The organism is Nannocystis exedens (assembly GCF_002343915.1).
In the GTDB taxonomy this organism is placed as follows: domain Bacteria; phylum Myxococcota_A; class Polyangia; order Nannocystales; family Nannocystaceae; genus Nannocystis; species Nannocystis exedens.
The window spans coordinates 628,270-641,546 of record NZ_NETK01000002.1 but is presented as its reverse complement, the minus strand read 5'-3'; the positions used below and the strand labels follow the sequence as shown (position 1 = coordinate 641,546).

Below are 13,277 nucleotides of genomic sequence, written 5' to 3'. Positions count from 1 at the left end.
CAGTAGCATCAAGACTTCAACCTGGGTCGTCGTGGACGCTCGGGAGCCCGTTCTTGGGCTCTTCGGGGCCGGGCGACTCGGCGCCGGGCGCGGCGTCGGCGTGCTCGTCGCCGTCCCCGTAGAGATCGAGGACGACGTCGCCGGTCGGCAGGGCCGCGGGCTCGGCGGTCTCGATCGGCTCGGTGCCGGCGATGAAGTACTCCTCGAGCACGTCCTCCGGCTTGGCGTCCGCGGGCGCCAGCAGGCCGGTGCGCCGGTCGATCGTGCGCACCTGCACCGACGCCGGCGGCACGAACGGCAGCGGCGGCTCGTCGGCCTCGGCGGCCTTCATCGCCGCGATCCAGATCGGCAGCGCCGCCTTGCCGCCGGTCTCGCCCTTGCCGATCTTCTTCGGCACGTCGAAGCCGACCCACGCGACCGCGACGTGGCGCGGGGTGTACCCCGCGTACCACGCGTCGCGGTGCTCGGCCGAGGTCCCCGTCTTGCCGGCCGAGGGTCGACCCAGCGCGCGCGCGGCCCTGGCGGTGCCCTCCTCGACCACGCTCGTCATCATCGAGGTGAGGATGAAGACGATGTCGTCGCGCAGCGTTTGCTGCGGCGCGCGCTCGGGCGTCCACGCCGGCTCGCCCGGGATTTCGATCTTGCGGATCACCGTCGGCTCGAGCTGCGACCCGCCGCGCGCGAGCGTGAGGTAGCCGGACAGCACGTCGAACGGGGTCAGCTCGCTGACGCCGAGCGCGAGCGCGAGGTTGCTCGCCAGCTCGCCGCGGATCCCCGCGGCCCGCGCGAAAGTGTGCGCGGCCTCGAAGCCGATCGCGTCGAGCAGCTTGATCGCGATCGTGTTCACCGAGTGCGTCAGCGCCACGCGCAAGCGGATGTCGCCGCGGTACTCGTCGGCCTCGAAGTTGGTCGGCCGCCACTTCTCGTAGATTTCGGGCGAGTCGTTGACGATCGTCGCCGCCGTGTACTTCTCGGTGGCCAGCGCCGCGCCGTAGACGAACGGCTTGAACGACGAGCCCGGCTGGCGCTTGGCCGCCGTCGCGCGGTTGAAGTCGCCGCGCTGGTAGTTCTCGCCGCCGACCATCGCCAGCACCTCGCCGGTGTCGACGGCCGCCACCAGCACGGCCGCCTGCGGCCCCGAGCCGATCTCGCCGTGCGCCGGCTGGTCGGCGGTGGGCAGCGACACGATGCGCACCATCGCCACCCCCGTGGGCGGAAACTGCTCGTCGATCGACAGCTTCGGATCGTCGTAGCGCGAGCCCTCGGGGACCCTCACCAGCACCCGGTTGTCGCCGACCAGCGCCACGAACGAGTCGGCCGGCGTGCTCGCCTCACGCGGCTGGATCAGCGCCGGCAGCACCGCGCCGACCTGCAGCGGGCCCTTGCCCTTCTCGAGCACCTTGGCCTGCTGCTTCTCCGGCGTCGGCTTGATCTTGTGGCCGTAGCCCTGGCGGCGATCGAGCGCGACGAGCCCCTCCATCAGGCCCTTGTGGGCCTCGGCCTGCAGCTTGAGGTCGACCGTGGTCGTCACCGTCGCGCCGAGGCGATCGAGCCGCTCCTGGCCGTACGTCGCGATCAGCTTCTCGCGGGCCGCGTCGACGAACTCCTGCGCGCCCGCGACCACCACCGCGTCCTGCGTCTGCGGGCTCAGCTCGAGCGGCCCCTGGATGAACTTGTCGGCCTCGATCGGCTGGATCCACCCGTGCCGCACCATCTGCTGCAGCACGTAGATCTGGCGCTCCTTCGAGCGCTGCGGATCCTTGAGCGGCGACGACTTGCCGGGCGCCTTCGGCAGCGAGGCCAGCAGCGCGGCCTGCCCGACGTTGATGTCGCGGACGCTCTTGCCGAAGTAGAAGCGGCTGGCCTCCTCGATGCCGTAGCGGCCGTGGCCGAAGTAAATCTCGTTGAGGTACAGCTCGAGGATCTCGCGCTTGCTGAGCGCGCGCTCGAGCCGGCGTGCCAGCAGGATCTCCTGGATCTTGCGCTCGAAGGTCCGCTCCGGCGACAGGAGGAAGTTCTTCACCACCTGCTGCGTGATCGTCGACGCGCCCTGGCGGATCTCGCCGGCCTCGATGTTGCTCAGCATGGCGCGGACCATGCCGACGTAGTCCATGCCCTCGTGGTTGTAGAAGTCGGCGTCCTCGGCGGCGAGGAAGGCGTTCTCGACGTGGGCCGGGATGTCCTCGTAGCCGACCAGCGTGCGCCGCTCGCTGAAGATCTCGCCGATCACCACGCCGTCGCGCGAGACGATCCGCGTGACCTGCGGCGGCCGGTAGTCGCGGATCGCGGCGACGTCGATGCCCTCGATGCCGCGCCCGTAGTACCAGAACACGCCGGCCACCGTACCTGCCCCGAGGACCATGCCGGTCCCGGCCAGGCCGAGGCACCACAGCCCGATCTTCCGCAGGCGCGAGCGACCTGTCCGCGGCGCGTCGTTCACGGCGTGAACCTCCCGTCGCCTTGTACTCCTGCGCTCTGCCGCCTGATTCCGGACATCGAACTCGGCATGGTTCCAAACACGACGCCCGCCGCCCTGTCAATGTCCCGGCGCGCTCGCGTCCGCAACGCCGGTCCGCGCCCGTCGGCGTCGGCTCCGCCAGCGCCCCGGCGCGCGCCGCCCGGGCCGGACGCAGGCGAGTACCTGTCTGTTGGGTCAGTAGCGAAGGAACATGTCATGATCACCAGCCGAACTTGCCCGCGACTCCGAGGAGCATAAGGCCGCCGCCGCCGACGAACCCGCCCGCGGGCTGACGCGCGGCCGCCGTCTCGCCGGGCGCGCGGCGGACCTGGTACTGGAACCCGGCCTGGGCGAACACGTCGAGCCAGCGCAGCACCGGGACGTTGAGGTCGAAGCGGGCCAGGCTGCCCGCGGGATCGATGATGTCGAACCCGAGCTTGCCGCGGTGCGCATGCAGCAGCGACAGCTGCACGACCTCGAGGTCGACGCCGAGCCGCGTCTCCCAGGTGTGCCCGAGCGGGCCCGGCCGGTAGCGGTAGCCGGTCTCGAAGAACGCGCCGTCGTCGTGGGCGAAGCGGATCGCGCCGTAACCGCCGACGCCGCTCAGGTCGTTCTGCAGGACGAAGCTGTACTTCGGCAGCGCGGTCGTAGCGAAGTCCGCCGGCAGGTCGCCGGGGTACGCGACGAACTGCGCCTGCATGCGCTGCATCGTGTAGAAGACGTCGAAGTACGTCGGGTCGTAGCCGCGGTCGCCCACCGTCAGCTCGGCGACCACCCCGAGGCGCGCGCGACGACGACGACCGAGGATGAACTCGGTGTCGAGGCCGAGGTGCATGCCCTTGCCGAGCCCGGGCATGAGGTTGAGGTCGAGGTACGGGGTGACGAGGAACCGCCAGCGATCGGTCCAGCGGTAGCTGAGGTCGAGGCCCATCGCCATCGCCCCGAGCGAGCCCGTGGTCTGCAGTCGGTTCTTGCTGTCGACCGTCAGCGCGTCGGGGCGACCGTCCCACGGCACCAGGGTGCGCGGCGCGTACGGATCGCCGAACACCGAGAACCCGAGCGCCGCGCCCGCCCAGTCGGCCGCGATCCGGGTGCCGAAGATCTGCTGGCCCGCGAGATCACCCGCCACGAACGCGATCTCGGCGCCCGCGGGGTGCTCGAGCAGGAGGCCCTCGATACGCGCGTCGAGATCGACGCCGCTGCGCCGGCGATCGAGGTCGAGGCTGTTGGCGTAGCCGCGGACCAGGCTGCCGTGCCCGACCTGGACCCGCTGGAGGTCGCCGACGCGCAGGTCGATCAGCACCCGACCCTCGCGCCCGAACACGTAGTCGCCGCTGTACTGCAGCCGCTGCAAGATCGCCAGGTAGTCGCCCGCCTCGTCCCACTCGGTGTTGCGGACCACCGGCCCCTGCTCGGGATCGCGATCGTACATGCGGATGTGGACCGGCGCGCCGAGCCGCAGCTGCACCGGCGCGATGTCGCGGAGGTCGAGGCCGAACGACGGCTCGGCGCTGAAGATCGGATCCTCGGCGACGAACCCGAAGCCGGCGCCGAAGCGGATGTCGCCGTGGACCTTGCGCACCTGGTACTCCGGCGGGCGCGGGCTGGCGTCGGCCTCGATCAGCACCTCCTGGGCCGAGGCACGAGCTGTCCACAAGGACATGCTCGCAAAGACAACAAAGCCGAGGGCGCGACGGCTCATGGCTGTCGTCTCGCCGGGCGCGCTTCGTCGCCCTCGTCCAGGCCGCCGATGACCTCGAGCGTGGCGTCCTCGAAGCCGGCCTTCGGCCCGCGCGGCTTCGGCTTGCCGCCGGTGGCGTCGGCCAGCGGCTCGGCGTCGATCGACAGATCGACGATGTCCTGGCCGTCGTCGAGCAGGCCGGTCAGCGAGCGCTGTTGGGCCGACGCGGCCAGGAGGCGCTCGACCTCCGCCAGGCACTCCCTCTTGCTCGTAAGGTCCGTCGCGTCGAACACGACCCCCTCGTCCTTCCACTGCTCGAACGTCTCCGGGTCGAGGCGCCCGCGGCTGTGCATGATCGCCAGCAGTCGCTTGAGCTTGGCCTGAAACGCCGGCGAAGGGGCGCCCTCGCAGTAGTGGACGTGGCGGCGCACCGGGCTCGGGAGCATCAGCGCCAGGTAGGCCGCCTCGGGCGGCGTGAGGTCGGCCGGCGCCTTGGCGAAGTAGTGCGAGGCCGCGCGCGTGATGCCGTAGATCCCGGGCCCGAACTCGATCACGTTGAGGTAGAGCTCCATGATCCGGTTCTTCGTCAGCGACTGCTCGACGTACCAGGTCAGGAACACCTCCTGCATCTTGCGTGAGAGCGTGCGCTCGTGGCTGAGCAGCACGTTCTTGACCATCTGCATGGTGATCGTCGACGCGCCGAGGCGGACCCTGCCCGCCTCGAGGTTGCTGCGCAGCGCGGCGCGGAACTGCGAGGTGATGAAGCCCTTGTGCTTCCAGAACCCGCCGTCTTCGGTCGTCATCACCGCCGCCAGCACGTAGGGCGAGATCTGATCGAGCGGCGTGTAGTCGGCCGAGCCCTCGCTGACGTCGACCGAGCGCTCGGTCCCGTCGCGCATGACCACGCGGTGCACGATCGGCCCGTTGAGCCGGGTCGCCGACACCAGCTGCGGCACCTTGACCGGCTTGCACGTCTCCGGCTTGAGCTTGGCCGTGAGCACCAGCGCGTCGAGGTCGCGGAAGTCGATGTCGGCGCTGATCTCGAACTCGAAGTCGCCCTTGAGCTCGAAGCCCTGGAGGCTCGGCACCAGCTCGGCCGGGATCGCGTTCAAGAACTCCTGGCAGCGGACCTTCGGCATCGTCAGGTCGGCCCGGTAGCGGCGCGCCGCCGGGTCGTCGGCGTGCACGAACTCGCCCGCCAGCGCCAGCTTCACCGGCCCGCGCTGCAGCGTCGCCTGCTCGATCTTCACCACCCGCTCGTGGGGGTCGACGTCGGCCGCCAGCGCGAGCGAGAACCCGAGGCCACGGACCGGCTGGCGCGCCAGCAGCGGGTGGTCGACGTTGAGGCCCGCGATCTGGAGGTCGCCGACGAGGTTGGCCTTGCCCCCGGCGAACGCGACCTTCAGATCGCCGCCGATCGTCGCCGACTCCGACTGGATCAAGGGGAGCCGCGCGAGCACGTCGGGGACGCGCCCGAGCTTGAACGCGTCCATGTTGAGGGTCACCGTGCCGTCGGACAGGTCGCGGGCCACGTCGCCGGTGAGCGCCCACAGCGGCGCCGACGCGTCGTGCTCCTCGTCGCCGGTGACCTCGTCGGAGAAGCCGCCGGCGAGGTCGAGCCGCACCCGGCTGGCCGAGGCGTCGGCGAGGGTCACGTCGCCGCGGATCTCGGCGACGGCGATCTGCGGGGTGACCGCCGTCGCAGCCCGATCGACCGCGATCGTCAGGGGAAACGCACTCTCTGTCCCTTGCGACAGGTCGACGTGGGTCGCCAGCGCAGCCGCTCGCAGCGCCCGCTCGCCGACCGAGGCCTCGACGTCCGCCAGCTTGAGCGCAACTGTCCGATCGGTCAGCTGCACCTCGGCCGCCGCCACGCCGCGCAGCGTCAGCGGGCGGCCGCCGAGATCGTCGCGCAGCTCGAGCTGCAGCCGCTCGAGGGTTGCCTTGGGCGGCACCAGCTTGACCCGGCCCTCGCCGCCGTCGCGGGGCGCCGACAGGCGCGCTCGCAGGTCCCGGGCGTAGTCGCGGAGCGTGGCGCCGTCGCCCGTGAGGCGACCGCCCACGGCCCGCACGCGCTCGACGACGACCTGCCCCGACCACAGGGAGTCGCCGTCGATCCCGACGTCGATGCGATCGACGACGAGCGACGCGTCCGGGCCGAACGACAGCTCGACGCCCTCGACCACGACGCTGTCGAAGTCGACCAGGTCGAGCCGCGAGATCGTGACGGGCACCCCGGCGATCTTCTGCAGGCGCTGCAGCGCATGGTCCTGCACCCAGCTGTCGCCCCACCGCGGGAACGTGGCGACGGCGACCGCGAGCCCGCCGAGGACCAGCGCGCCGAGCGAGCCGCCGATGAGCGCGACGCGGCGCCAGCGGGGCCTCGGGCTCTTCGTGGGCTCAGGGGGGGTCATGGCCGGACGCGCCGGGGCGGCGAAAAGGCGGCTCAGAGTACCGCCCGGCCGCCCTTCGAGCAAACGAGCAGACGCCGCGGAGCGCGGTGACGCCCCGGCACGGAGGCGGACTCGCGCGGTCACGCGGCGCCGGTCGCTTCAGCTCGGCTGCTTGCCACACTGGATGGCGAAGAAGATCTTGCCCTCGAGGTGGCGCACGCCGCCGACCAGGAGCAGGCCGTTGTCGTCGATCGCGTAGTCGGTGTCGACGAGCGGCGCGTCGCGGCCGGGAGCGAGCAGGTTGGCGTGCAGCTTGAGCTTGTTGTTGGCCTCGCCGAGCAGGCTGAGCTTGAGCTGGAAGCCGGACTTGAGCGCCGCGAGCCCGGGCTTGTCGACGCCGAGGCGCAGCGATTTGGTCTCGAGCAAGCGGAAGCCCTTGAACGCCGCGAACGAGTCGTCGTGCAGCTGCTCCTCGAGGAACTTCAGGTCCGCGGGGATGGTGCCGTCGCCGTCCTTCTGGGCCAGGAAGGCGGTGACCTTGCACGCGACGGTCTTGACCTCGGCGTGCGCCACGTCCGGCACGAGGTAGGCGCTCCCGACAACGCCGGGGAGCAGGACGGCAACGACGGACGTGGCCAACAGCCGCTTCGTGGTCGACTTGTACATCATAAGGAACGCTCACTGCTGCTAGGGTCGTCGTCGGAGATCCAGATCACCGTGGTCGTGTTGCGCTTGCCCTCGATCTCGCTGATGCGTCCCGACTTGACGCCCCAATCGATCCGTTGAATGTGCGCCGGCCCGCCGTTCGGCTCGGGCAACACGACGTCGCCCTCCTCGGCCGCCGGCTTCGAGCTGTCCGCGAGGACAGGTTGTTCGGGCGCCGGCTTCGCCGCGATCGTCGGCGTCGTGTCCGCCGGGCCCTCGACGGCGCCGCGCCCGCTCCAGAGCACTGCCACCAGGCCCGCCACCGCCGCCGCCGACGCCACTGGCACGAACACGGGGCGAAGCACCCCACGCAGCCGCGCCCACAGCGACGGCGCCGGCTCGGGCGCCTTCTGCAAACGGAGATCTCGGTCGAGGGTGCGCTCGATCTCGTCCCAGATCTGTTCGAACCGCGCCTCCGGCACCTTGGCCGCTTCGGCCTCGAAGCCGGCGACCACGGCGCTCTGGAGCGCCTTCAACCCGGCGAGGTAGGCGCTGGCCTCCGGGTTGGTCGTGAGCAGCCGCTCGACTTCGGCGCGCTCCGGCGCTGAAAGCTCGCCGTCGAGGAAGGCGTTGAGTTGCTGCGGGTCGAAGTGCGGCTCGGTCATGGCAGCATGGCTTGTGGTGCTGGGACGCGCTCAGCGTCGGAATCTTCATCGGCCCCGCCGGTCGGCCCGCTCGGTACGTAGCCCAGCCGCTCGGTGAGGAGGCGCTGCATGTTGCGCCGGGCGTGGAAGAGCCGGCTCATGATCGTGCCCTTCGAGCAGCCCATCGTGCGCGCCATCTCTTCGTACGACATGCCCTGGAGCTCGCGCATCACGATCACGGCGCGGTGCTTGTCACTGAGGTGCTGGAGCCCGTCCTGCACGGCCTCCAGGATCTCCCGCCGCTGCACCAGGCTGGCGGGGTCGCCGAGCGGCGACGGCGGCACATACGCCGTGTCACCGTCGTCGTCGTGGCGCAACCCGTCGTCGAACTCGAGATCCTTGTGGCGCCGGTTCTTGCGGATGTGGTCGATGCAGAGGTTGGTGACGATCCGGTACAGCCACGTGTAAAAGCTCGAGTTGCCCTCGAAATTGTGGAGGTACCGGTGGACCTTGATGAAGCTCTCCTGCACGACGTCGAGCGCGTCTTCGGGGTTGCGCAGGAACCCGTACGCGATCGAGTAGACCTTGCGCTGGTAGCGCTGCGTCAGGAGGCGGAAAGCTTGCCGGTCGCCCTGGCGACACGCTTCGACCAGGGCTTGGTCGTCGGCTTCTGGAGGAACCACGTGAGCGTCCTTCTACGAGCGCGCGGCCGCCCTATTCAGAGCGCGGCCAGCGCGCGGGGGAGTTGCCGGAGCGCCTGGCGGATCCGGACCGTGACGAAGTGGTTTAAGGGGGATATACCGAAGAGCGACCGACGCTCCCGCCGGGCCTCATGAACGTCCGTCCCCCGTCTCTGCTCGAGTTTTTGGCCGCCGTTCGCCGGGTCGTGCGTCGGCGGGAGCTCGCGGCGGCGGCGCTCCACTGCGCCGCCCTCCTTGTGGCCTTGGCCGTGGTCGCGGCCGGGCTCGCCGGCTGGACCTTGCGCGGCGATCTCGCGGCCGCCGGCTGGCTCGCTGGCGCCGTCGTCACGCTGCTGGCCCTGTTCGGACGCGCGTGGCGTCGGATCCTCGCACTGACTGGGACTCCCCATCGGACGGCGCTTACCATAGCCCAATTCCGCGGGGCGCTCACGCGCCGACCCCGCGAGGCGTCACCTTTTCTCCGCTCGGACGGCTCGCTGCGCCGCGAGATCCTCGGCGCCACCGAGCTTTTGCTCGCCGGGCCGGGCGGTCACCGCGGCTCGCAGGACCTCGCGGCCGCCTACGTGCGCCAGGTCGAGTGGTCGCTCACCGAAGCGCGGCCGGAGCTCGCCGCTCCGCCGGCCAACCTCCGCGTCCCGGCGCTCGCCACCGCGCTCCTCGCCCTGCTCGGGGCCGTGCTCGCCGGCTATCCCGAGTTCGCGCGCGGGCTCGAGCTGTCGCTCGCCGCCGAAGACGGCCGTCCGCCGGCCCCGCCCGAGCCGGTCTGGTCCGCGCTCAGCCTCACCCTGCGCTACCCCGAGTACAGCGGGCGAGTGCCGCGGCAGCTCATCAACCCCAGCGGCGCCGTACGGGCCCTCGCCGGCACCGAGACCGAGGTCGAGCTCGAGACGCGCAAGCCGGCCAGCGCCGTGCACGTGATCCTCAGCTACGACCAGGGTTCCCTGTCCGAGCCGCCGGCCCCCGAGCGCATCGACCTGTCCCAAGAGACAGACGGCAAGTGGCGCGGCCGCTTCGTCGTGCGCGGCGCCGGCAGCTGGCACGTCGTCGTCACTCCCGAGGGCGAGGACGTGCCCGCCCGCTCGGCCCCGGCGCCGCTCGAGATCGAGGCCGACGAGCCGCCGGAGATCGAGCTCCTGCCCCTGCCCCGCTCGCAGAGCGCCCCGAGCGAGCTCGACAGCATCGAGCTGCGCTTCAAGGCCCGCGACGACTTCGGCATCGCCAGCGCGGTGCTCGTGTTCGAGGGCGGCGACAAGCAGCCGGTGCGCCTCGACGCGGGCGCCCCGCCGCCGCGCGCCCGCACCTGGCAGCACCGCTACACCTGGGACCTGTCGTCGCTGCCGGTCGAGGATCGCGGGCGGCTCACCTACTGGATCGAGGTCCGCGACAACGACCCGGGGCTCGGCCTCGTCCCGCTGACGGACCCGCCCGGCAAGGTCGCGCGCTCGGCCAAGTTGACCCTGCAGATCCGCGACCAGGAGACCGAGCACGCCGAGAACCTGGCCGACCTCGCCGCGCTGCGCGACAGCGCCGTCGATCTGCTGGCGCGGCGCATGCTGACCGAAGAGCCAAATCTGTCCCGCGCCGACGACGGTCCCGCCGTCGAGGACGGCGACCCGCCGCGGCGGATCGCCGGCATGCGCGAGCTGCTCGCCGCCTCGGGCGGCCTGCTGTCCGCGATCAGCACCGCCATCGACGCGCTGTCGGTCGACACGCTGGCGCCGCCGCGCGACGTCGCGGTCCTCGTCGGCGTCCACAAGCGGCTGATGGAGCTGCACCGGCGCGAGTCGGCCGAGCACGAGGAGCTCCCGCCCGGCGCCGAGGACGAGCGCCCGGACGCGGCCGCGCGGACGCTGGGCAAGCTGCTGGCGACCAATCGGCTGCAGCTGACCCAGCTCGAGGACGAGGTCATCCGCCTCGACGATCTGGTCGACAACGAGCTGCTGGCGCAGATCGAGCAGCTCGTGGCCCGCCTGCAGACCTCGCAGCAGAAGCTCGTCGACCTGCTCGAGCGGCTCAAGGCCGGCGACGAGAGCGTGCGCGGCGAGGTCGATCAGCTGCAGCAGCGGATCCGCGAGGACCTGCGGCGGCTGTCGGAGGCGCGAGCCAAGCTCGACAAGGAGCTCGGCCAGGAATTCCTCAATACCGACGCCTTCGAGGCGATGGCCGAGCAGCTGCGCCAGCAGGACGTCGGCGAGCAGCTGCGCCAGGGCGACGTCGACGGCGCGCTCGATCGGGCCCGCGGCGTCCTCGACGAGCTGCGAAAGCTCCGCAGCGGCGTCCAGGATCGCATGGCCGCGGGGCCCGGCGCCGCGATGACGCCCGAGGAGCGGGCGCGCATGGAGCTCATGCGCGAGATCAGCCGGATCCAGGACGAGGAGACCGGCCTGCGCGGCGAGAGCCGGTCGCTCCACGAGCAGTGGCGCAAGCAGGCCGGAAGCCGCCCCCTCGACCAGGCGACCGCGCAGCAGGCCGCCAAGCAGGCCGCCGCGATGGGCAAGGCGCTCGACGCGATCAACGACGCTCGCCTCGGTCGTGACGCTCGCCGCGCGCTCGAGGACGCCCGCGAGCAGCTGCAGCGCGTCGCCGCCGAGGCGCAGGCCGGCGAGCCCAAGGCTCTCCCCGCCGCCGAGGCCGCGCGGGCCGCTGCGCAGGCGCTCGAACGGGCGGTCGCCGGCGCGGGCGAGGACTCGCAGGAGCGGCGCCAGCTCGGGCCGCTGCGCGAGCGAGGCGACGCGCTCCGCAAGCTGCTCGAGGCCCAGCTCCCGGCCCCGAGCGAGGGCCTGGACGAGGCCGCCCAGGCCCGCTTCGACGCCCTGGCGCAGAAGCAGCAGGGTCTGCGCGCCCGCGCCGAGCAGGTGCTGGACGGCCCCAACGCCCGCTACCTGCCCGACCCCGGCAAGCACGCGATGCGTGGCGCGATCTCCGAGATGGACTCGAGCAGCGGCGCGCTCGGCGAGCGGCGCGGGGGGCCGGCGGTCGAGCGCCAGAGCGGCGCGCTCGGCGGTCTGCAGCGCGCGCTCGACAGCCTGCGCGACAGCTCGTCCCCGCCGCAGACCGCGCCCGACCCCGACGAGGTCTCGACCGAGACCGAACGCGACCGCTCGCTCCGCGACGAGCTGATGGAGGCGATGAAGGAGCGCGCTCCGGAGGGCTTCCGCGGCTCGGTCGAGCGCTACTACGAGGAGCTCCTGCGATGACGTCCCGGCCCTCCCTGCGGCGCAGCGCCGCCCTCGCCCTGGCCCTCGTCGGCTGCGAGGCCGCCGGTCCAAAAGGACATGTCGATGCGGACATGCGCCTGGAGCCCGGTCCTCCGGGACACGCCCTTTCGGCCATGTCCGATGCAACAGGGCCTGCGAACCATATCCTTTCGGCCAGGTCCGAAGCGCCAGGTTTTTCGGGTCGCCCCGATCTATCCGTTCGGCCCGGTCCCGGGGACCCTGTCCTCCTGGCCAGGGCGCAAACGCCAGGCGGACCGCTCGCGGTCGCCGGGCCGGTGAGCGACGCCGAGGCCTGGTCGGAGCTCGCCGAGCGCTTCGACGGCTCGATCAACGCCTGGGACCTCGCCGACGCCGCCGACGCCGTCGCCGCCATGCCGGTCGGCTCGGCCCGCGACGTCAAGGCCGGCGTGCTGGCGTTCCACCGCGCGACCTACCCCGAGGCCGAGTCGCTGCTCGCCGGCGCGGTCGCCTCGGGGCAGCTGCCGCCGGCGGGGGCGCTGCGCGAGGAGGCCCAGCACTACCTCGACCTCGCGCGCGGGGCCCAGCGGGCGCTCGGAGCGGCCACGAAGCTCACCAGCCCCGACGGGCAGGTCGAGCTCGTGTTCGCCAACGCCAAGGACGAGCTCATCGCGCCCTACCTGTTCGCGGCGATGGCCGCGGCCCGCGAGGCGTTCGCCGCCGACCTCGGCATCGAGCCCGATCACCCGGTGCGCTTCGAGATCCTCGACGACGCCGTCAAGCTCGCGCTCGTCTCGCCGCTCACGCGCGAGAACGTGTACACGACCGGCACCGTCGGCATCACCAAGTACCGGCGGATCGTCATGGTCTCGCCGCGGGTGATGCTCTACGGCTACGGCTGGATCGACACCGCCGTCCACGAGTACGTCCACTACCTCGTCACGCTCAAGACCCGCAACCGCGCCCCGGTGTGGCTGCAGGAGGGCCTCGCCAAGCTGCTCGAGACGCGCTGGCGCAGCCCCGAGCCGCTGCCGCTCGAGCCGCCCGCGCGCAAGCTGCTGGCCAAGGCGCTCGCGGCCGACGACCTCGTCACGTTCGCCGAGATGTACCCGTCGCTGGCGATGCTGCCGTCGCAGGAGCGGGCCGCCCTCGCCTACGCCCAGGTCCAGACCATGCTCGGCGTGCTCCGCGAGGAGCGCGGCGGCGCCGGCATCGACGAGCTGCTGCGCCGCGTCGCCGCCGGCGAAGACGCCGAGGCCGCGCTGGCCAGCGCGTGGGGCGACAGCTTCGAGCGCTTCGACGCCCACTGGCGCGACGTGATGAAGAAGCGCACCGCGGGCAAGCCGGGCGGCGCGCTGCGCAAGCTGCAGTTCCTCGCGCCCGATCAGCAGGCCGCGGCCGAGGCGGGCGAAGATCTCTCGCTGCTCGGCGACGTGTTCTCGCACCTCGGCGGCGGCGCGGCGCGTCAACACGCGCGGCTCGGCGTGCTGCTCACGCTGCGCGGTCACCTCGGCGCCGCGGCCAGGCAATACGAGAAGGCGCGAGCCGCCGACCCGCGCGTGCGCGACGATCCGAAGCT

At 71.9% G+C, this 13,277-nt stretch carries 7 protein-coding genes and 1 pseudogene; 2 read left to right on the top strand and 6 right to left on the bottom strand.

The annotated features are described in order from the left end of the window. Positions 1-16: 16 nt before the first annotated feature. The 6 genes from NAEX_RS46465 to NAEX_RS46440 all read right to left on the bottom strand — a co-directional run bounded on the left by NAEX_RS46465 (position 17) and on the right by NAEX_RS46440 (position 8,504). Entirely contained in the window at positions 17-2,440 is a 2,424-nt protein-coding gene (locus NAEX_RS46465) for a penicillin-binding protein 1A (protein WP_096334356.1), read from the bottom strand. Between the two features lie 238 nt (positions 2,441-2,678). After that, a complete protein-coding gene (locus tag NAEX_RS46460) occupies positions 2,679-4,121 on the bottom strand; it encodes a hypothetical protein (RefSeq protein ID WP_143140156.1) in 1,443 nt (480 codons plus the stop codon). Between the two features lie 35 nt (positions 4,122-4,156). Beyond that, complete coding sequence (locus NAEX_RS46455) at positions 4,157-6,553, bottom strand: biosynthetic peptidoglycan transglycosylase (RefSeq protein WP_096334354.1); 2,397 nt, start codon at positions 6,551-6,553, stop codon at positions 4,157-4,159. A 138-nt stretch (positions 6,554-6,691) separates the two neighbouring features. Beyond that, on the bottom strand, positions 6,692-7,201 hold the full coding sequence (locus NAEX_RS46450; protein WP_143140157.1) for a hypothetical protein: 510 nt from the start codon (positions 7,199-7,201) through the stop codon (positions 6,692-6,694). Further along, positions 7,198-7,842, bottom strand: a complete 645-nt coding sequence (locus NAEX_RS46445) for an anti-sigma factor family protein (RefSeq protein ID WP_096334352.1) — start codon at positions 7,840-7,842, stop codon at positions 7,198-7,200. The genes NAEX_RS46450 and NAEX_RS46445 overlap by 4 nt, the downstream gene beginning before the upstream one ends. Then, entirely contained in the window at positions 7,839-8,504 is a 666-nt protein-coding gene (locus tag NAEX_RS46440) for an RNA polymerase sigma factor (protein WP_170136616.1), read from the bottom strand. The genes NAEX_RS46445 and NAEX_RS46440 overlap by 4 nt, the downstream gene beginning before the upstream one ends. A 149-nt stretch (positions 8,505-8,653) precedes the next feature. Here NAEX_RS46440 and NAEX_RS46430 point away from each other — a divergent pair, with 149 nt between their 5' ends. Both NAEX_RS46430 and NAEX_RS54860 read left to right on the top strand, forming a co-directional pair. Further along, entirely contained in the window at positions 8,654-11,719 is a 3,066-nt protein-coding gene (locus NAEX_RS46430) for a DUF4175 family protein (protein ID WP_143140158.1), read from the top strand. Beyond that, positions 11,716-13,011, top strand: a pseudogene (locus tag NAEX_RS54860) (peptidase MA family metallohydrolase); the annotation flags it as partial. The gene NAEX_RS46430 and the pseudogene NAEX_RS54860, both read left to right, overlap by 4 nt. Positions 13,012-13,277 lie beyond the last annotated feature (266 nt).